Here is an 18,017-nt window from a genome sequence, read left to right as displayed (position 1 = left end):
CGCTGGCATGACGAGAATTCTCAGCCCAGCTTTACCATTGCACCCGCAGTATCGACCATGCGGTTCGAGAATCCCCATTCATTGTCATACCAAGTCACGACGCGGACCAGCTTGCCGTCGAGCACCGCGGTTTCCAGGCTGTCCACGGTGGACGAAGCGGGCGTGTGGACGATGTCGATCGAAACCAGAGGTTCGTCCGAATAGACGAGGATGCCCTTGAGCGGGCCGCTATCGGCGGCGGCCTTCAGGATCGAATTGACTTCCTCGACGCTGGTGTCGCGCTTGGGCGTGAAGGTCAGATCGACCAACGAGCCATCCGGCACCGGCACGCGGATCGCCGAACCGTCGAGCTTGCCCTTCAATTCGGGCAACACTTCGCCGACCGCACGCGCAGCGCCGGTGGTGGTCGGAATCATGCTCATCGCGGCGGCACGCGCACGGCGCAGATCGGGGTGGATCTGGTCGAGGATCTTCTGGTCGTTGGTATAGGCGTGAACCGTGGTCATCAGCCCGCGTTCGATGCCGATCGAATCGTTCAGCACCTTGGCGACCGGTGCCAGGCAATTGGTGGTGCACGACGCGTTGGAGACGATGGTGTGCCCGGCCTCCAGCTTGTCGTTGTTGACGCCGAACACGACGGTCAGGTCGACGCCCTTTGCGGGGGCTGAGATCAGCACCTTCTTGGCACCCGCATCGATATGCTTCTGCGCGCCTTCGCGGTCGGCGAAGAAGCCGGTGCATTCCAGCACCAGTTCGACCCCGTTTTCGGCGTGCGGCAGCTTGGCAGGGTCGCGCTCGGCAGTGACCTTGATCCGCTTGCCATCGATGATGAGGTCATTGCCCTCGGCCGACACCTTGCCCGGATAACGACCATGCACGCTGTCGCGGCTGAACAGCCAGGCGTTCGACTTGGCGTCCGACAGGTCGTTGATGGTGACGAGTTCGAGCCCGCAATCAGGCCGCTCGAGGATCGCGCGCGCCACCAGACGACCGATGCGTCCGAACCCGTTGATTGCAATCTTGGTCATCATCGACTCCTGTTGATTGATGCGCTTTGTCAGCGGCTTGAAGAGGTTATTTGCGGATTTCTGCCAGCACCTTCGGCGCGATGGCTTCCGCGGTCAGCCCGAAATGCTTGAACAGGTCGGGCGCGGGCGCGGACGCGCCGTAGCCGTCCATGCCGAAGCGTAACCCCTGCACCATCGTATGCCGTTCCCAGCCCAACATGCTGCCGGCCTCGATCGATACGCGCAGGATCTGCGACGGATCGACGGTCGGGAGGACGCTTTCGCGATAATCCTCGTCCTGCGCGGCGAACAATTCCCAGCTCGGCATCGATACCACATCGGCGCCGAAGCCTTCGGCTTCGAGCTTGTCGGCGACGCCCAGCGCAACCTCGACTTCGGAGCCGGTGGCGATCAGGATCACGCGGCGATCACCCTGCGCAGCGCGGAGGCGATAGGCGCCCTTGGCCGACAGATTTTCCGATGCTTGCAGGCGGACTTGCGGCAGGTTCTGACGCGTAAGGGCGAGCACCGACGGCCCGTCCTTCTTCGCCAGCGCCAGCGCCCAGCATTCCGCCGTCTCCACCGCATCGGCGGGGCGGAACACTTGAAGGTTCGGGATCAAGCGTAGCGACATGACATGCTCGATCGGCTGATGCGTGGGACCATCCTCGCCCAGCCCGATCGAATCATGAGTCATGACATAGATCACCCGCGTCTGCTGAAGCGCCGACAATCGGATCGCCGGACGGCAATAATCGCTGAACACCAGGAAGGTGCCGCCATAGGGGATGACCCCGCCGTGCAGCGCCATACCGTTCATCGCCGCGCCCATGCCGAATTCGCGAATGCCGTAATAGACATAGCGCCCAGCGTAATCGTCACGGGTGAAGGGCGACTGGTCCTTCGTTTTGGTGTTGTTCGATCCCGTTAGATCGGCCGAGCCGCCGATCGTCTCCGGCAGCGCGGCGTTGATTGCGCCGAGGGCAATCTCGGACGCCTTACGCGTCGCGATTTTCTGAGGGCTGGCGATCAACGAAGCGATGTGCGCCGACAGCCCGTCATCGGCGAAATCGCCTGCCATGCGGCTTTGGAAATCCTCGGCCTTGGAATGATTTGCGACGCGATTTTTCCAGCCCGTATGCGCTTCACCGCCGCGCTTTCCCGCTTCGCGCCATGCATCGGCAATATCCGCGGGCACCTCAAAGGCAGCATGGCTCCAGCCCAGCGCTTCGCGTGCCGCAGCGACTTCCTCGGCACCCAGTGCGGCACCGTGCGTCGCCGACGTGCCCTGCTTGTTGGGCGCGCCCTTGCCGATCACGGTCTTGCAGCGGACCAGTGAGGGACGCGGATCGCCTGCCGCATTTTCCAACGCCTTGGCGATCGACTCGAAATCATGGCCATCACATTCGGTGACATGCCAACCGCTGGCGGCATAGCGCGCGGGGATGTCCTCGCAGGTCGAAAGCTCGGTCGACCCGTCGATGGTGATGCGGTTGTCGTCCCACAGCACGTTCAGGCGCCCGAGGCGAAGCTGCCCGGCCAGCCCGATCGCTTCGTGATTGATTCCTTCCATCAGGCAGCCGTCACCCGCGATCACCCAAGTCTTGTGATCGACCAGGTCGTCTCCGAACACGGCATTCAGGTGACGCTCGGCCATCGCCATGCCGACTGCCATCGCCAGCCCCTGCCCCAGTGGGCCGGTGGTGCATTCGACGCCCGGCAGCTCGAAATTCTCCGGATGACCCGCGCACGGGCTGCCCAGTTTGCGGAAATTGCGAATGTCGTCGATCGTTGGGCGCGCATAGCCGCTCAGATGGAGCAGGCTGTAGATCAGCATCGATCCATGCCCCGCCGACAGCACGAACCGGTCGCGGTCGGCCCAATGCGGGTCGGCGGCGTCGTATTTCAAGAACTGGGTCCACAGCACGGTCGCGACATCGGCCATGCCCATCGGCATGCCGGGGTGACCGGAATTGGCGGCCTCCACCGCGTCCATCGACAACGCACGAATGGCGTTGGCGAGATCGGATTGGGTAACGGCCATGTGTCTCCCCGGAAATTGCTCGGAGCGGCGACAGCAGCCATTGCTGCCCCACGAATCGCTGGTGCGCAGCCTTTGGGGCGACGACCGGCCTTCGTCAACCGGTGAGCCGTGCTTGCCGTCCCAACCCATGCGTCCTATCCGTCGTCCGCTATGGATGACACTTTGAAAGACCGGGCGAAACCCGCCCTTGCCCGCATCGACGCCGCGATCGCGCGGATCGAACGCGCCGCCACCGCGACGCGCGCCGATCGCGACACGCTGGCGCATCGCCACGATCAATTGCGAGGCGAAATCGCCGATGCGATCGCGGCGCTCGATGCGGTGATCGACCGCAGCGATGAAGCGGGGGCGAAATAATGGCGCAGGTCACCATCCATATCGGCGGCCGCGCGCACGTCATCGCCTGTCGCGATGGCGAGGAGGACCATGTCCGCAGTCTCGCGGCGATGCTCGACGCGCACCACGCCAATGCCGATCGCGCTTCGGCGGGCCAGTCGGGCGAGCGCACGATGCTGTTCGTCGGGCTGTTCCTGGCGGATCAGTTGAACGAGGCGCGCAAGACGATCGCCGCATTGCCGCCACCCCCGCCCGCCTATCCGGTCGCCCAGCCGATCGCCAAGAAGGACGAGCTGGATCTAGAACCGGCCAAACCGAAGGGGATCGATCCGGCGGTGCTGGACGGGATCGCCGAGCGGTTGGAGGCGCTAGCGGACAATCTAGAAAGCGATACCGCCAATTAAAAACGTAGTCGTACTCCTGCGAAAGCAGGAGCGCTGGCCATAAACGATCCCACGAATTGCCGACGCTCCTGCTTTCGCAGGAGCACGTGGTCCCCATTGCCCAACCTCCCCCAGCGCCCTAGATAGAGGTTGGCGGGCACTGCCCGGTACGAGCTCACGATTATCCCTGAGGCTATCCAACATCCAAGGGGGCTGTCCCTGCGCGGACCCTGGTCCGTCGTACATGGTCCCCACCTGACGTTCTGGGCGTCGGTGGATATTCGAGCAAACGGCCATGGCGGTCCCGCCACATGTCTCAGGTTCGGTTGATCCCGAGCGAAGGGAAACCGCGCCGCCCATGACCTTTCCCGACAAACAAACGATCCGCCGCGAAGCCCGCGCCGCGCGCGATGCCTTTGTCGCCAGCAATCCTATCGCGCTGTCGCCGCCGCGTGCGATTACCGATCGCTTCGCGCCCGGTATGACGGTTGCCGCCTATCTTCCCATCGGCAGCGAAGCCGATCCCGCGGCGTTCGTCGCCGCAGCCCGCGCAGCGGGGGCTGGCGTAGCCCTGCCCTATGTCGAGGGCCGCAGTGCGCCGATGCGCTTCCTCGAATGGCGTGAGGACACCGCGTTGGTGGCTGGCCCGTTCGGCCTGGTCCAGCCAGCGCCCGACAGTGCCGAGGTCGCGCCCGAAATCTTCCTCACCCCACTCGTCGCCTATGACCGCACGCTCCACCGGCTCGGTCAGGGCGCGGGTTTCTACGACCGGGCCTTTGCGCGCTTTCCGGATGCGTGGCGGGTGGGGATTGCCTGGTCCGCACAGGAAGTGGCGGCGGTACCAACCGATCCGTGGGACATGCCGCTCCATGCGCTGCTCAACGAACATGAATTTCTGGAACGAGGCGACCGATGAGCGAACCCACCTGGCGCAAGCCCGTCGGCATGATCGCCATCCTGACGCTGATTACCGGCTGGGTCGTACTGATCGCCAGCTTTTCGGCCGAAATAGGCTCACTGCATTGGGCGTTGCAGGCCATCATCTATCTGGTGGCGGGCGTGATCTGGATCGCGCCGCTCAAGCCGCTGTTGCGCTGGATGGAACTGGGTCAGTGGAAAGCGTAACGCCAGCAATCGCGCGCTCGGCCTGAGCCTGTCGATTTGAAGGAAATTCCCGGAACGACCGCCACTTCCCTTAAGGAAAGTGGCGCGAGTGACGGGGCTCGAACCCGCGACCTCCGGCGTGACAGGCCGGCGCTCTAACCAACTGAGCTACACCCGCGTTCTTGCGAGGAGGCGGGCTCTAAGCGACCCCCCTTGGGGTGTCAACAGGCCCGCGACCGATAATTTCAACTTTGTTTCGAAACCCCGATTTCATCGCGCGGACGGTCGTGGACCAAGGTGCCGTGTTCGAACAGGAAACCGGCAATATCGGGTTTTCCCGCGGCCTTGAGCACGGTCTGGATGATGATGAGCAACGGCACCGCAAGCAAGGCACCCGGCGCGCCCCACACCCATCCCCAGAAGCTCAAAGAGATCAGGATCAACACGGGGCTGATCGTCAGGCGGTGCCCCACGACCAATGGCGTGATCACATTCGCTTCGATCAAATGCGCGCCGGTCATGATCGCCGCCGGGACCAGCGCGATCCAGATATCGTCATAGGTCATCAATCCACCCAGCGTCAGCAGCGCCGCGGCAAAGATCGGTCCCAGATAGGGGATGAAATTGAGCAGCGCGACGATCCCGCCCCACATCAGCGGCGTGGGCATGTCGATCATCCACAACAGCCCGGCGACAATCAATCCGAGCATCGCATTGATCAGTGTAATCGTCCCCAGATAGGCCGACGTATCGTCGACCACGTCCTGAATCACGCGCGCAGTCGCCATCGCCCCGCCGAAACTCGACCGGTTGCTGATCGCGCCGCGCCGCAGCCGGGTCCAACCCGATAGCAGGAAATAGATGAGCAGGATCGCGAAGAACATCTCCAGCAACGCCGCCGGGGCCGAGGTCGAGAAGAGATCGGCGACCGAGGCGGGCGGCGCGGTCGGCGCATCGCCCGCGGGCTGCGCAGGCTGCGATGCGAGTTGCCCCAGCAACCGGTTCACGAAGCGTTCGAGGTTGGAATAGATGTCGAGCAACGGCGCGATATTCGACTGAATTCGCTCGATCCGATCGGGCAATATGCTGACCCAGGACCAGGCGGGCACCACGATCGACGCCAGTGCCACGTTGACGACGGTCAGGAACAACAACACGCAGAACAAGGCCGCCAACGCCGACGGCACGCGGCGCCGCTCCAGCCATTCGAGGATCGGCACCAGCGCGATGGCGATGACCAGCGCGGCGGTGGTGGGCAGGAAGAAGGACGAGCCGCCCTTCAACGCAAAGGGCAGCGCCAGGAACAGCCCGATCCCGCCGATCAGTGCGACGCCCGCGAGCAACCGGTCTCGGCGCAATTCTTCGTGTTCGCCGGGATCGTGCGACGCGGCCACAGCCTCGCCCGCATCGACCAGCGCTTCGCCGTCGGTCGTCAATTCCTTAGATTGCCCCTGTTCGTCCACCATTACCGCCTGTCACAACACCCTGTGTCATTTATCCCTACGCGCATTCCGACCCTGCGCAATCCCGGTTCGTCACCCATTGTTTCCGTTCGTTTGGAGCGACGTCGAGAAACGCGAACCAAGCGCTCGCGATGCGTTTCTCGACGTCGCTCGAAACAAACGGCTGGCAGGGACGGGATCATTCGTTAGCCTCTCGTCCATGAGCGAATACATACTGGTCATCGACGAAGGCACCACGTCCACCCGCGCGATGCTGTTCACCCGCGACGGCACCTGCACCGCCAGCGAAGCCCGCGACCTGACGCAATCCTATCCGCGCCCCGGCTGGGTCGAGCATGATGCTGCCGAACTCTGGGCAAAGACTTACGCCTGCGCCGCGGCAATGGTGGATCGCGCTGGTGGCCCCGACCGCATTGCCGGGATCGGCATCACCAATCAGCGCGAAACGGTGGTGTTCTGGGACAAGCGAACTGGCGAACCGCTCGCGCCCGCCATCGTCTGGCAGGACCGCCGCACTGCCGATACCTGCGCTATGCTTCGCGAACGCGGCGAGGAAGCGGCGGTTCAGGCGCGCACCGGCTTGCTGCTCGACCCCTATTTCTCCGGCACCAAGATCGGCTGGGCGCTGGAAAACTGGCCGCAATTGCGGGAAGCGGGCCACAATCTGGCGATCGGCACGGTCGAAAGCTGGCTGGTGTGGAAACTGACGGCTGGCGAAGGTCATGGCGGCCTGCACGTCACTGACGCCACCAACGCGTCGCGCACTCTGTTGATGGGGTTGGGCAGCGGCCAGTGGGACGATGGGCTGATCGACCTGTTCGACGCACCCCGCGCCGCGTTGCCGGAGATCATCGACTGTGCGGGCGAGTTCGGGCGGACCAGCCTGTTCGGTGGTTCGATCCCGATTTGCGGGATGGCAGGCGATCAGCAAGCGGCGACTATCGGCCAGGCCTGTCTGAAGCGCGGCGATGCCAAGGCGACGTTCGGCACCGGCGCGTTCATCCTCGCCAATGCCGGGACCACCCCGCCCCGGTCGAAGAACCGCTTGCTGGCGACGGTCGGCTGGCAGATTTCGGCCAAGCGCACCTATGCCATCGAAGGATCGGTGTTCGTCGCGGGCAGCCTGATCCAGTGGTTGCGCGATTCGATAGGAATGCTGGGCGACGCCGCCGAAAGCGAAACGCTTGCGCGGTCGGTCGCGGACAATGGCGACGTCTATCTGGTCCCTGCCCTGTCCGGCATCGGCGCGCCATGGTGGAAGCCAGAGGCCCGCGCCGCGATCAGCGGCCTGAGCTTCTCCAGCACACGCGCCCATATCGTCCGCGCCGCGCTGGAGGCGATGGCGCATCAGGCCCACGACCTGAAAACCGCCTTCGCTGCCGACGGTGCAGACTGGGCAAGCTTGCGGATCGACGGCGGCATGGTTCGCAACGACTGGATCGCGCAAGACCTGGCCGACATGCTGGCGATCCCCGTAGAGCGCCCCGCCTTTACAGAGACGACCGCGCTGGGCGCAGCGATGCTGGCGGGGGTTGGCTGCGGCTGGTTCGCCGATCTGGAAGCGGCCAGCGCGATGCGGGGGAATGTTGAGGCGTTTGGTCCGGAGATTTCGGATGAGGTTCGGGAGGTGCGCCTGAATGGCTGGCGCGCGGCGGTTCGATCGGTGGTGGAGGGTGCTGGCTGAGGGTCGGGATAGGCGCGCGCCAACCTGAACAAGTTGACAAGGTTTACACTGTCGCGCGTTTTTTGGGCGCGACGCGACGGGGACGCGGCAGGGAGGCGACACGGGTCGGGTTTGCGGTTGCGATGAGGGTTGTCTGGAGCGCCATCGCTCAGGGTAGAGCAGGTGAAATCCTACATTTCCAGTAGTGACTGCTTCTGGGTGGAAACCTACCATTTACCCGATAATCCGGTGGGTAAACAATGAACCGCATGAGACGCGTTTTCCCGCTGATATTAGTCGCTGTCGCGTTATTGCTGTTCGTTAGCGGCGTGCTTTGGCAAATGAGAGGCGCGAAAGATTGCAGTGAGCAAGGTGGCATCATCGTTTCTCCAATGAGCCGTGGTCAAAGCTGCGAACGAGCGCGCTAAATTATGAAACAGGGTCGTGATCGAAATGGCAATATGGATCAGTATATTATGGGCAATCCCAATTCTGGTGATCGGATTCTGCGGCCCTAGTTTTGCCATGAATGCCACGGGTTCCAACAATCAAGTCTCTTCTGGCCACTCAATAGTGGGATTTGGCGATGTATTGGACAGGCCGCGCGATTTTCTAGGCATGAGAATTGAGGTCTGCGGGAGAGATAGTCGAACTAACGACGGACGTCGCAAGATTCTGGGCTCGGGATCAGGTGACGCCGCAGAGTTCATTCATATTGACAATGATCTAAAAGGTCGCGTCACCGAGATCGGACTGACCTGTTATGTGGGCGTCTGGAAGCATACAAGAGGTTGGTCGAAGCCACAGATTGAAATGCTAGGGAATGATCACGCACCTACCCATGGGATCAATCCGAATTACTACTTGGGTCGATAAGGGACCGAAAGTTCTTCAAGCGTCCTAAGCGACACTTCAATGTCAACTATGGGGTCGTTTGCGGACATTTGCCGCAAACCGTCGCTATAGTTTCGGCTGCCGACTGTGGATGCCAACCGTGGGACTGACCTCGGGTTGATCGGTCGTCGGGGCGTGGCTTGCTTCGAGGTTGGAGTCGCGGGGCGAAACGCGTGCGGTTCGGCGGACCCCGGCACTTCGGCCGGGGTGACGGGTGGTGGGGAGGAAGACGGCTCCCTTTACGCCACCCGCGCCGCCGCCTCGATGATCGGTACGAACTTCTCGCCCGTTAAACTCGCGCCGCCGACCAGCGCGCCGTCGACATGTTCGATCGCCAAGATCGTCGCGGCGTTCGATCCGTTGACTGATCCGCCGTACAAAATGCGGATGCCGTCGGCGGCGTCGCCGACCATCTGGCGGAGCTTGGCGCGGGCGATGGCGTGGATGGCGGCGATTTCGTCCGGGGTCGGGGTGCGGCCGGTGCCGATGGCCCAGCGGGGTTCGTAGGCGAGTGTGAACCAGTCTCCGCTTGCGTCGTCGGGGACCGATTTTTCGATCTGCGACTGGACGATGCGTTCGGCGCGCCCGGCGTCGCGCTCGGCCTCGGTCTCTCCGACGCAGAGGATGACGTTCAGGCCGCCGCGATGGGCGGCTGCGGCCTTGGCCCAGACATCGTGGCTGGTTTCGTGCTGGTCGGCGCGGCGTTCGCTATGGCCGACGATGGTCAGGCGCGCGCCCGAATCGGCAAGCATCGCCGCCGAGATGCAGCCGGTATGCGCACCCTCGGCATTTTCATGCACGTCCTGCGCGCCTACCGCCAGCGAGGGCGCGGCTTCCGCGGCTGGGGCGATCAGCGTGAAGGGGACGCACAACGCGACGTCGACCGATGAGTAGGCGGCGGCGGCATCGGCGATGGCGGTTACTTCGCCCAGCGACGCGCGCGTCCCGAACATCTTCCAATTGCCCGCGACCAGCTTGCGACGCTTGTAGCTCATTTCTTCCCCCGATACCGACCTTATGTCTTATGCCGCCCGCTTAGCCGATACGCGACACGCCGCAAGCTTGAAGCGTTCGTCCCGCGCCCCTAAAGCGGCTTGCAACACCATCATTTGATCGGACCCAGATGCTCTCCGGAATTCGCAAGGCCATCAATTCCAAGGTCGGCCTTATCATCACGTTCGTCGCGCTTGGCGTGATCGCGCTGGCCTTTGCGCTCAGCGACATCAACATGATGTCGCCGGGCGGCACGACGGCGCAACCTTCGGGTCAGGTTGCGCAGGTCGGCAACGTCGCGATCACCGAACAGTCCCTGCAGGACCGGATGCGCAACGCGGTCGAAGCGCTGCGCCGCGAGAATCCCACGCTGACGATGGCGCAGTTCGTCGAACAGGGCGGGCTGAACCAGGTGCTGGAACAGATGATCAACGGCATCGCGCTGGAACAATTCGGTGCGGAGACCGGTCTGCTCGTCAGCCAGCGTTATGTCGATGGCCAGATCGCGAGCATCCCGGCGTTCCAGGGGTTTGACGGCCAGTTCAATCAGCAGCAGTTCGAGCAAGCCCTGGCGCAACAGGGGATCACCCCCGACATGCTGCGCGAAGACATCCGGCGCGAAACCATCGCCCAGTGGCTGACCGCCCCGACGTTGGGCGCGCGTCAGGTGCCCGCGCAGGTGGCCCTGCCCTATGCGTCGCTGTTGCTTGAGCGTCGCGCCGGTTCGGTCGCGTTCGTCCAGACCAAATCGATGGACCCCGGCCCCGCGCCTACCGACCAGCAGTTGCAGCAATATTACGCGCAGAACCGCGCACGCTACACCGTCGCGGAACGCCGCGTGGCGCGCTATGCGACGATTTCGACCGAGAGCGTCGCCGCCAGCGCTACACCGACCGATGCCGAAATCCAGCAGCTTTATCAAAAGGAACGCGCGCGGTTCGCAGCCACCGAACAGCGGACGATCCGCCAGGTCGTGGCGCTCGACCGCAACATTGCCACCCAGATTGCGCAGAAGGTTCGCGGCGGCACGTCGATCGACGCCGCCGCTAGCGCCGCCGGGCTGTCGGCGACCACGGTGAGCGACGTCAACCGCACCGCCTATGCCGGCCAGACCAACGCCGCCGCCGCCGAAGCCGCCTTCGGGGCCGAACAGGGCGCCGTCGTCGGCCCGGTTCAGGGCTCGGGCAGTTTCTATGTCCTGCAAGTCGCCGGCGTCGAACAGATCGCCGGGCGCAGCCTGGATCAGGTGCGCGATGAACTGACCGAAACGCTGACCGCGCAAAAGACTGCCCAGGCGCTGGCCGAGCTTCAGGATAACATCGACGAGGCGATCAGCGACGGGTCGACCTTTGACGAAACCGTGACGCAATTGGGGCTTCAGGCGCAGCGCACCGATGCGTTGTTCGTCAATGGCCGTGCGCTGGGTCAGGCACCCGATGCCGAAGTGTCGCCGATCGTCCGCTCGGTTGCCGAAGCAGTGTTCGGGTTCGAGGAAGGCGATCAGCCGCAGATGGTGCCGGTCGGCGAAGCGGGCGCGTTCGCGCTCGTCGCGCTCGAACGCATCCAACCCTCTGCCCCGCGCCCGCTGAATGAAATCCGCGCGGGCGTCGCAGGGGATTATCGCATCGACAATGCCAAGCGTCAGGCGAGCGCGCGCGCCGACGCGATCCTGCGCGCGGTGAACACCGGCACGCCACTGGCGCAGGCTGCCAGCAGCGGCGGTGTCGCGGCACAGGTCCAGTCGTTGAATGCGCAGCGCGGCGAACTGGGGCAGGCACAGGGCAATGTGCCGCTGCAGACGCTGTTCAACCTGCGTCAGGGCGCGGCCCGTGTGGTCGAGGCACCGGGCAATGCCGGGTTCTTCGTGGTCCAGCTAAGCGAGGTCGAACCGGGCAATGCGCGCGGCAATGCGCAGTTGTTGAATGGCACGCGCGGTGCGCTCGGCCAGATCGTCGGCCAGGAATATGCCCAGCAGTTCGCGCAGGCCGTACGCCGTCGCATCGGGACGACCCGTAATGAAGCCGCCGTGCAGACTTTGCGCAATACGCTGACCGGCAACATCGCGAACTGATCGCGGCATGAAAGAAGCGGGCGGCGGCGCGGTAGAGGGTCTGGAGGCCGCACGCGCCGCCCATGCCGGGGGCCACCCCGCGCTGGTCTGGCGGCGGCTGATCGCCGACACCGAAACGCCGGTCGCGGCCGCGCTTAAACTGATCGAGCCGGGTCGCGGCGATTTCCTGCTCGAATCGGTGGAGGGCGGCGCGGTGCGCGGGCGGCACAGCCTGATCGGGCTCGCCCCAGACCTGGTGTTTCGCGCCGAGGGACAGAGCGCCGCGATCAATCCGCACTGGCTGACGAACCGCGACGCCTTTGCGGAATGCGAGCAACCGACGCTGGCGGCGCTGCGCGATCTAGTCGCGCGGTGCCGGATGGACGTGCCTGCCGAATTGCCCCGAGCGCTCGCCTGTCTGGTCGGCTACTTCGGTTATGAGACGGTCGGGCTGGTTGAGAGCCTGCCGCGTCCGCCCGCCAATCCGCTGGGCCTGCCCGACATGATCTTCGTCCGGCCGACGATATTGCTGGTGTTCGACCGGCTGGCCGACGCGCTGTTCGTGATCGCGCCGGTTTGGCCCGACGGGTCGATCGACGCGGCGGCCGAGCGGATCGACGCGACGATCGCGCTGTTGGCGAATGCCGCCCTGCCCACGCCTGCGCGCGCCGAGCCGCAGGATGTCGTGCCAGAGCCCCAGCTACCCGCCGGACGCTATGCCGAGATGGTTGGGGCCGCGAAGGATTATATCGCGGCGGGGGATATCTTTCAGGTGGTGCTCGCCCAGCGATTTACCGCGCCGTTTGCGCTGCCGCCGTTCGAACTTTACCGGGCGCTGCGGCGGATCAATCCTTCGCCGTTTCTCTATCACCTCGACCTGCCTGGCTTTGCGCTGACGGGATCGAGCCCCGAAATCCTGGTCCGCGCGCGCGACGGCGAAGTGACGATCCGACCGATCGCGGGGACGCGGCCGCGCGGACGCACCGCGGCGCACGATGAGAGCAACCGCGCCGACTTGCTCGCCGACCCAAAGGAGCGTGCCGAGCATCTGATGCTGCTCGACCTCGGTCGCAACGATGTCGGGCGTGTCGCGACCCAGGGCAGCGTGCGCGTCACCGACAGCTATACGGTCGAATTTTACAGCCACGTCATGCATATCGTCTCGAACGTGGTCGGCGAACTCTCGTCGGACAAGGACGCGCTCGACGCGTTGTTCGCGGGCTTTCCGGCGGGCACGGTATCGGGTGCGCCCAAGGTGCGCGCGTGCCAGATCATTGCCGAGCTGGAGGCGGAGACGCGCGGGGCTTATGCCGGCGGCGTCGGATATTTCTCGCCTGACGGATCGATGGATTCGTGCATCGTGTTGCGGACCGCGGTGGTGAAGGATGGCATGATGCATGTGCAGGCGGGTGCTGGCATCGTAGCGGACAGCGATCCAGCGTACGAACAGCGCGAATGCGAGGCGAAGGCTGGCGCGCTATTTGCGGCAGCGCGCGAGGCGATCGCGCGGGCCAGCGAGCCCCTTCACGGTCAATAAAACCAACTCCGCTTGTTTCGAGCGAAGTCGAGAAACGCTCGCAAGCGCCAAGATCACGTTTCTCGACTTCGCTCGAAACGAACGGGTGTTGTTGCTACGGGATGATCGCGTCGCGCCGTTTTTGCGCCGCTCGCTCGGCGGCCCAGTTGCGCAGCATCTGGCTCGTACAGCCGCTCTGCCCGCCCGATCCGATCGGCGAACAGCTATTGGGCAAGGTCTGGTTGGCGAAATTCATCACGTCGTTGACGCGTACGCCCCAGCTGGTCGCATCGGGGCGTTCGACCGACTCCCGCAATTCGCTGGGGATGCGATAAGGCGAATCGTCGCCCTTCGCGCACACCACGACTTCGCCCTCCTCGGTAGGTTCGGGACATTTCTGATCGCCATACAGCACCACACTACGCACCCGCTCGGGTGGGCCTTCTTGCGCTGCGTCCTGCGCGAATGCCGCACCGGGTAGCGTCAGGGCAACCGCAGCGACAATCAGGCGAACCATGTTTACGAACCTTCCGAGTTATGACGCCGCACGCTGACGCGGGGCGGCTTACTGCTACATGAACGCCTAAACATCTCCTATCGTTGCGTGTGCCGCCAAGCGCGCTATGGCGGGCGCATCATGATCCTGGTCATCGACAATTACGACAGCTTCACCTGGAACCTGGTCCATTATCTAATGGAATTGGGCGCAGAGGTGCGCGTCGAGCGCAACGATGCGATGACCGCAGCCGAAGCGCTGGCAAGCGGTGCGGACGCGATCCTCATTTCGCCAGGCCCCTGCACCCCCAATGAAGCGGGCATTTCGCTGGAATTGGTACAGGCCTGCGCGGCAGCACGGACGCCGCTCTTGGGCGTGTGCCTGGGGCATCAGGCAATCGGCCAGCATTTCGGCGGGCGGGTGGTCCGCGGGGGTCTGATGCATGGCAAGACGTGTCCGGTAACGCATGACGGAACCGGGCTGTTCGAGGGATTGCCTTCTCCCTTCATCGCCACGCGTTATCACTCGTTGGTGGTCGAGGATGTGCCCGAGTGCCTGGTGGTGAACGCCACGAGCGATGACGCGAAGGTGATGGGTTTCCGCCACCACGACTTGCCGATCCATGGGGTGCAGTTCCACCCAGAGAGCATCGCCACCGAACATGGTCACGCCATGCTGGCGAATTTCATGCGGGTGGCCGGGATGTCGGTGAAGGAGTTGTCGATATGAGCTTCCTCCCCAACCCCTCAACCCCGCTCAGCCACGAAAGTGCGCGCGAAGCCTTTGCCGCTATCCTCGACGGCACCGTCAGCGACGACGCCATCGCCGCCTTCCTTGTCGCGCTTACCGAACGCGGTGAGACCAGCATCGAAATCGCCGAAGCGGCCCGCGCCCTTCGCGAGCGGATGATTACGGTCCGCGCACCCGAAGGCGCGATCGACGTGTGCGGCACCGGCGGCGATGGGCACCATACGCTCAACGTCTCCACTGCGGTTGCGATCGTCGTCGCAGGGTGCGGCGTGCCGGTCGCCAAGCATGGCAACCGCGCGGCATCGTCGAAAGCGGGCGCAGCGGACACGCTCGAAGCACTTGGCCTCGACCTCGACCGTGCAGCGATCACGGCAGAGGCGACGCTCAACGAAATCGGCATCGCCTTTCTGTTCGCCGCCAATCACCATCCGGCGATGCGCCGCATTACCCCCATTCGAAAGCGGATCGGCAAGCGCACGATTTTCAACCTGATGGGACCGCTGGCGAACCCCGCGCGGGTGGGTCGCCAGTTGATCGGCATCGCGCGACCCGATTACGCGCCGGTGTATGCCGAAGCGTTGGGGCTGCTGGGCACGGAAGCCGCGCTTGTGGTATCGGGTGAAGATAATCTGGACGAATTGTCGACCGCCGGGCCGAGCGTCGCGGTCAGCGTCGGCAGCCTGACCATGGCACCGCGCATCGCGCCCGAGGATGCTGGCCTGCCGCGCCACCCGCTCTCCGCCATCCGCGGCGGTGAAGCCCCCGAAAATGCCGAAGCGCTGCGCCGCTTGCTGCTGGGCGAAGTCGGCGCGTATCGCGACGCGGTGCTGCTCAACGCCGCCGCCGCCTTGATGGTCGCGGGGCGTGTGGACAATTTGGTCGATGGCGCGGAGGAAGCGCGCGAAGTGCTCGACAACGGACTCGCCAAGGCCCTGCTCGAGTGCTGGATCGCGTACCAATGACCATGCTCGACAGAATACTCGCGACCAAGCGAGATGAAGTCGCAGCGGGCAAGGCCGCGTACAGCCTGTCCGATATTCAGACGCGCGCGGGCAACCAGACCCCGCCGCGCGGATTCAAGGCCGCGCTCGATGCGAAAGCGCGCCACGGCTATGCGCTGATCGCCGAAATCAAGAAGGCCAGCCCGTCCAAAGGCCTGATCCGCGCCGATTTCGATCCGCCCGCGCACGCCCGCGCCTATGCCGCCGGGGGTGCGACTTGCCTGTCGGTGCTGACCGATCGCGATTATTTCGAAGGGTCGCCCGATTATCTGATCGCCGCCCGCGCCGCCTGTTCGCTACCGGTGCTGCGCAAGGATTTCATGATCGATCCCTGGCAAGTGCTGGAGGCGCGCGCGATGGGTGCCGATGCGATCCTGATCATCGTTGCCGCGCTGGAAGACGCGCAGATGGCGGAGATCGAGGACGCCGCGATCGAGCTGGGCATGGATGTGTTGGTGGAGGTGCATGGTGCCGGTGAAATGGAACGCGCAGGCACGCTCCGATCGAAACTGATCGGCGTCAACAACCGTAATCTCAAGACGTTCGAGGTCGATTTTCAGAAAACCTTCGACCTGGTCGCGAGCGCGCCGAAGGACTGCACCTTTGTCGCGGAAAGCGGCATCCGGACCCGCGCGGATTTGGATGCGCTGGCCGAACACGATATCCGATGCTTCCTGATCGGCGAGGCGTTGATGCGCGAGGATGACGTGGAAGCCGCGACCCGGGCGCTGGTGGCATGAGTGAGCTCACCCACCTGACCGCCGAAGGCACCGCCCAGATGGTCGATGTCGGCGCCAAACCCGCTACGACGCGCGAAGCCACCGCCACCGGCCGCATCACCATGTCGACCGATGCCGCGACTGCGATTGCGCAAGGGCTGGTCAAGAAGGGCGACGTCCTGGCCGTCGCGCGCATCGCCGGGATCATGGCCGCGAAGAAGACGAGCGACCTCATCCCGCTCTGCCACCCCATCCCGCTGACCAGCGTGACCATCGACTTGACCCCCGATGAGACCGGCGTCACAGCCACAGCGACCGCGCGCACCACCGACCGAACCGGCGTCGAGATGGAGGCGCTGAACGCCGTCAACGTCGCGCTGCTCACCATCTACGACATGGCCAAGGCGATCGATCGCGCGATGGTGATCGATGGCGTGCGCTTGCTGGCGAAAAGCGGCGGCAAGTCGGGGGAGTGGAAAGCCCAGCCCCTTCTTTAATCGCTCTGCCCTTAGGGGACTTTGAACGGACCGATCCGCGCGGGCTCGACCTTCGCGGTGGATTTGCAAGGGACTTGGCGGCGCTTGTACAGAGCAGTCTAGCCCGGCGGTCGGGTGTCTTCGGCCAGCAATTGTGCAAGTTCCTCCAGCAACGTGACGTAGTTCTGATTTTGCGCCTTGATATCCTCATCCCAACGGCTGCGGGTCTGCGAAAGAATAGCCGCGCTCCTTGTATCCATCGAAACGGAGTTTCGGAACAAGGTAAAGCTGCTGCGCAGCATATCGCGAAGCGCATTCTGATGTTGACCGAATGCGAACACCGCCCGACGTGCCGCCATCAGGCGGGTCGGCACTCGATCTTCTTTTGCGGTCCACAGTGATTGACGCGCTTGGGCAAGGATGTCTGCTCCCGGCACTCTCTGCGTTGTCCAACGATCGCGTAACGCCGCGAACTGCGTCTGAAGCGCGGGATCGTCGAGCGTGCCGTCATCTCTAAAGCATTCGGAGAAACGCCGGAGCGCATCATTGTCGCTGGCGGGACATCCCTTTTTCTCCATGGCCAACACAAGCAATGCTTTGGTGTAGGCCTGGCTCGCCTTAGTACCGCTGTTGCACCCCCACCAGCTTGCCGCCCTTGATGGGCTTGCTTCGAGCAATCCGCGCCAGCAATGGACCACGACGCCCGGCCTGGTTTTGGTGCGGTTCTCACCAGGCGGCGCGAACGCCGCGGACTCCAGCGCAGCGATTTGGTTCCACTCGTCAGCCGACACGCGATAGGCCGGGCCGGTCCAGTGCCGATACTGCGCTCGCACGGTCACCCGCCCACCGCCGTGACGTTCAAGTTCGATACCGGGAATGGGAAGGAAACCATAGGGATCGATCGGCAGCACACGACGAACGTCACGACCGCCAAACGTCATCTCCTGCAAGGGTATGAACCCGGCCGCGGCAATGTGGCGATGCGTGGCCTCGTCAGCCGATTGAGCGATTGCGCAATCGTTCGAAGCTGCGACCGCCAGAAGGCCGACGATCGCGTAAAGGCCGAATTGCATTGTGCTCCCCTTATCGGCGCTCGATGTGCTATCAGTCCCGACCCTAACC

18 protein-coding genes and 1 tRNA gene are annotated in these 18,017 nt (G+C 64.0%); 11 read left to right on the top strand and 8 right to left on the bottom strand.

Annotated elements, in window-relative coordinates; translation table 11 throughout:
• Nucleotides 1–20: 20 nt before the first annotated feature.
• Nucleotides 21–1,031: a type I glyceraldehyde-3-phosphate dehydrogenase gene (gene gap, locus ENHY17A_RS11145; protein ID WP_159712725.1), complete on the bottom strand. Its 1,011-nt coding sequence runs from the start codon at nt 1,029–1,031 to the stop codon at nt 21–23.
• A 43-nt stretch (nt 1,032–1,074) separates the two neighbouring features.
• Nucleotides 1,075–3,051: a transketolase gene (gene tkt, locus ENHY17A_RS11140; RefSeq protein WP_159712723.1), complete on the bottom strand. Its 1,977-nt coding sequence runs from the start codon at nt 3,049–3,051 to the stop codon at nt 1,075–1,077.
• Nucleotides 3,052–3,201: 150 nt separating this feature from the next.
• Between tkt and ENHY17A_RS11135 the strand changes: the two genes are divergently transcribed.
• The 4 genes from ENHY17A_RS11135 to ENHY17A_RS11120 all read left to right on the top strand — a co-directional run bounded on the left by ENHY17A_RS11135 (nt 3,202) and on the right by ENHY17A_RS11120 (nt 4,895).
• A complete protein-coding gene (locus tag ENHY17A_RS11135) occupies nt 3,202–3,408 on the top strand; it encodes a hypothetical protein (protein ID WP_159712721.1) in 207 nt (68 codons plus the stop codon).
• Nucleotides 3,408–3,791, top strand: a complete 384-nt coding sequence (locus tag ENHY17A_RS11130; protein ID WP_159712719.1) for a cell division protein ZapA — start codon at nt 3,408–3,410, stop codon at nt 3,789–3,791. Before ENHY17A_RS11135 ends, ENHY17A_RS11130 begins: the two co-directional genes overlap by 1 nt.
• Nucleotides 3,792–4,128: 337 nt before the next feature.
• Nucleotides 4,129–4,686 (top strand): 5-formyltetrahydrofolate cyclo-ligase, encoded by a 558-nt coding sequence (locus tag ENHY17A_RS11125; RefSeq protein ID WP_159712717.1) that lies wholly within the window; start codon nt 4,129–4,131, stop codon nt 4,684–4,686.
• The gene (locus ENHY17A_RS11120; RefSeq protein ID WP_159712715.1) at nt 4,683–4,895 is read left to right on the top strand and encodes a DUF2842 domain-containing protein; all 213 of its coding nucleotides are present in this window, start codon (nt 4,683–4,685) and stop codon (nt 4,893–4,895) included. The genes ENHY17A_RS11125 and ENHY17A_RS11120 overlap by 4 nt, the downstream gene beginning before the upstream one ends.
• Nucleotides 4,896–4,975: 80 nt before the next feature.
• Here the strand turns inward: ENHY17A_RS11120 and ENHY17A_RS11115 are convergent.
• Both ENHY17A_RS11115 and ENHY17A_RS11110 read right to left on the bottom strand, forming a co-directional pair.
• A tRNA-Asp gene (locus tag ENHY17A_RS11115) sits at nt 4,976–5,052 on the bottom strand.
• Nucleotides 5,053–5,119: 67 nt separating this feature from the next.
• Nucleotides 5,120–6,340, bottom strand: coding sequence for an AI-2E family transporter (locus ENHY17A_RS11110; protein WP_159712713.1), 1,221 nt, complete (start codon nt 6,338–6,340; stop codon nt 5,120–5,122).
• A gap of 196 nt (nt 6,341–6,536) precedes the next feature.
• On the opposite strand from ENHY17A_RS11110, the gene ENHY17A_RS11105 reads away from it, so the two are divergent.
• Entirely contained in the window at nt 6,537–8,021 is a 1,485-nt protein-coding gene (locus ENHY17A_RS11105) for an FGGY family carbohydrate kinase (protein ID WP_159712711.1), read from the top strand.
• A 287-nt stretch (nt 8,022–8,308) separates the two neighbouring features.
• On the opposite strand, the gene ENHY17A_RS14750 is transcribed toward ENHY17A_RS11105, so the two are convergent.
• Both ENHY17A_RS14750 and tpiA read right to left on the bottom strand, forming a co-directional pair.
• Nucleotides 8,309–8,536 carry a hypothetical protein gene (locus tag ENHY17A_RS14750; protein WP_236547893.1) on the bottom strand — a complete coding sequence of 76 codons (228 nt, stop codon included), beginning with the start codon at nt 8,534–8,536 and terminating at the stop codon, nt 8,309–8,311.
• 597 nt (nt 8,537–9,133) lie between these two features.
• The gene (tpiA, locus tag ENHY17A_RS11100) at nt 9,134–9,889 is read right to left on the bottom strand and encodes a triose-phosphate isomerase (RefSeq protein ID WP_159712709.1); all 756 of its coding nucleotides are present in this window, start codon (nt 9,887–9,889) and stop codon (nt 9,134–9,136) included.
• Nucleotides 9,890–10,017: 128 nt separating this feature from the next.
• Between tpiA and ENHY17A_RS11095 the strand changes: the two genes are divergently transcribed.
• Both ENHY17A_RS11095 and trpE read left to right on the top strand, forming a co-directional pair.
• The gene (locus tag ENHY17A_RS11095) at nt 10,018–11,958 is read left to right on the top strand and encodes a peptidylprolyl isomerase (RefSeq protein WP_159712707.1); all 1,941 of its coding nucleotides are present in this window, start codon (nt 10,018–10,020) and stop codon (nt 11,956–11,958) included.
• Between the two features lie 7 nt (nt 11,959–11,965).
• Entirely contained in the window at nt 11,966–13,474 is a 1,509-nt protein-coding gene (gene trpE, locus ENHY17A_RS11090) for an anthranilate synthase component I (protein ID WP_159712705.1), read from the top strand.
• Between the two features lie 94 nt (nt 13,475–13,568).
• Here the strand turns inward: trpE and ENHY17A_RS11085 are convergent, their stop codons facing one another.
• Complete coding sequence (locus ENHY17A_RS11085) at nt 13,569–13,970, bottom strand: hypothetical protein (RefSeq protein ID WP_159712703.1); 402 nt, start codon at nt 13,968–13,970, stop codon at nt 13,569–13,571.
• 120 nt (nt 13,971–14,090) lie between these two features.
• On the opposite strand from ENHY17A_RS11085, the gene ENHY17A_RS11080 reads away from it, so the two are divergent.
• Genes ENHY17A_RS11080 through moaC form a run of 4 tightly spaced genes read left to right on the top strand, consistent with a single transcriptional unit; the run spans nt 14,091 to nt 16,916 of the window.
• Nucleotides 14,091–14,678 carry an anthranilate synthase component II gene (locus ENHY17A_RS11080; RefSeq protein ID WP_159712701.1) on the top strand — a complete coding sequence of 196 codons (588 nt, stop codon included), beginning with the start codon at nt 14,091–14,093 and terminating at the stop codon, nt 14,676–14,678.
• Nucleotides 14,675–15,661, top strand: coding sequence for an anthranilate phosphoribosyltransferase (gene trpD / locus ENHY17A_RS11075; RefSeq protein WP_159712699.1), 987 nt, complete (start codon nt 14,675–14,677; stop codon nt 15,659–15,661). The genes ENHY17A_RS11080 and trpD overlap by 4 nt, the downstream gene beginning before the upstream one ends.
• Nucleotides 15,658–16,440 carry an indole-3-glycerol phosphate synthase TrpC gene (trpC, locus tag ENHY17A_RS11070; protein ID WP_159712697.1) on the top strand — a complete coding sequence of 261 codons (783 nt, stop codon included), beginning with the start codon at nt 15,658–15,660 and terminating at the stop codon, nt 16,438–16,440. Before trpD ends, trpC begins: the two co-directional genes overlap by 4 nt.
• The gene (gene moaC, locus ENHY17A_RS11065; protein ID WP_159712695.1) at nt 16,437–16,916 is read left to right on the top strand and encodes a cyclic pyranopterin monophosphate synthase MoaC; all 480 of its coding nucleotides are present in this window, start codon (nt 16,437–16,439) and stop codon (nt 16,914–16,916) included. The genes trpC and moaC overlap by 4 nt, the downstream gene beginning before the upstream one ends.
• A 98-nt stretch (nt 16,917–17,014) precedes the next feature.
• Here the strand turns inward: moaC and ENHY17A_RS11060 are convergent, their stop codons facing one another.
• A complete protein-coding gene (locus tag ENHY17A_RS11060) occupies nt 17,015–17,968 on the bottom strand; it encodes a hypothetical protein (protein WP_159712693.1) in 954 nt (317 codons plus the stop codon).
• Nucleotides 17,969–18,017: the final 49 nt, after the last annotated feature.

Origin of the sequence: Sphingomonas sp. AX6, assembly GCF_902506605.1 — a bacterium.
Taxonomy (GTDB): Bacteria; Pseudomonadota; Alphaproteobacteria; order Sphingomonadales; family Sphingomonadaceae; genus Sphingomonas.
The sequence above is the reverse complement of the archived record's forward strand: the minus strand, read 5'-3'. Positions and strand labels throughout refer to the sequence as shown.

Excerpts from the sequence above, each read along its gene's own strand:
- ENHY17A_RS11060 (WP_159712693.1), bottom strand. The coding sequence starts at position 17,968 with ATGCAATTCGGCCTTTACGCGATCGTCGGCCTTCTGGCGGTCGCAGCT.
- moaC (WP_159712695.1), top strand. The coding sequence starts at position 16,437 with ATGAGTGAGCTCACCCACCTGACCGCCGAAGGCACCGCCCAGATGGTC.
- trpD (WP_159712699.1), top strand. The coding sequence starts at position 14,675 with ATGAGCTTCCTCCCCAACCCCTCAACCCCGCTCAGCCACGAAAGTGCG.
- ENHY17A_RS11135 (WP_159712721.1), top strand. The coding sequence starts at position 3,202 with ATGGATGACACTTTGAAAGACCGGGCGAAACCCGCCCTTGCCCGCATC.
- trpC (WP_159712697.1), top strand. The coding sequence starts at position 15,658 with ATGACCATGCTCGACAGAATACTCGCGACCAAGCGAGATGAAGTCGCA.
- tpiA (WP_159712709.1), bottom strand. The coding sequence starts at position 9,889 with ATGAGCTACAAGCGTCGCAAGCTGGTCGCGGGCAATTGGAAGATGTTC.
- ENHY17A_RS11105 (WP_159712711.1), top strand. The coding sequence starts at position 6,537 with ATGAGCGAATACATACTGGTCATCGACGAAGGCACCACGTCCACCCGC.
- ENHY17A_RS11085 (WP_159712703.1), bottom strand. The coding sequence starts at position 13,970 with ATGGTTCGCCTGATTGTCGCTGCGGTTGCCCTGACGCTACCCGGTGCG.
- tkt (WP_159712723.1), bottom strand. The coding sequence starts at position 3,051 with ATGGCCGTTACCCAATCCGATCTCGCCAACGCCATTCGTGCGTTGTCG.
- ENHY17A_RS11095 (WP_159712707.1), top strand. The coding sequence starts at position 10,018 with ATGCTCTCCGGAATTCGCAAGGCCATCAATTCCAAGGTCGGCCTTATC.
- ENHY17A_RS11110 (WP_159712713.1), bottom strand. The coding sequence starts at position 6,340 with ATGGTGGACGAACAGGGGCAATCTAAGGAATTGACGACCGACGGCGAA.
- ENHY17A_RS11080 (WP_159712701.1), top strand. The coding sequence starts at position 14,091 with ATGATCCTGGTCATCGACAATTACGACAGCTTCACCTGGAACCTGGTC.
- trpE (WP_159712705.1), top strand. The coding sequence starts at position 11,966 with ATGAAAGAAGCGGGCGGCGGCGCGGTAGAGGGTCTGGAGGCCGCACGC.
- gap (WP_159712725.1), bottom strand. The coding sequence starts at position 1,031 with ATGATGACCAAGATTGCAATCAACGGGTTCGGACGCATCGGTCGTCTG.
- ENHY17A_RS11130 (WP_159712719.1), top strand. The coding sequence starts at position 3,408 with ATGGCGCAGGTCACCATCCATATCGGCGGCCGCGCGCACGTCATCGCC.
- ENHY17A_RS11125 (WP_159712717.1), top strand. The coding sequence starts at position 4,129 with ATGACCTTTCCCGACAAACAAACGATCCGCCGCGAAGCCCGCGCCGCG.
- ENHY17A_RS11120 (WP_159712715.1), top strand. The coding sequence starts at position 4,683 with ATGAGCGAACCCACCTGGCGCAAGCCCGTCGGCATGATCGCCATCCTG.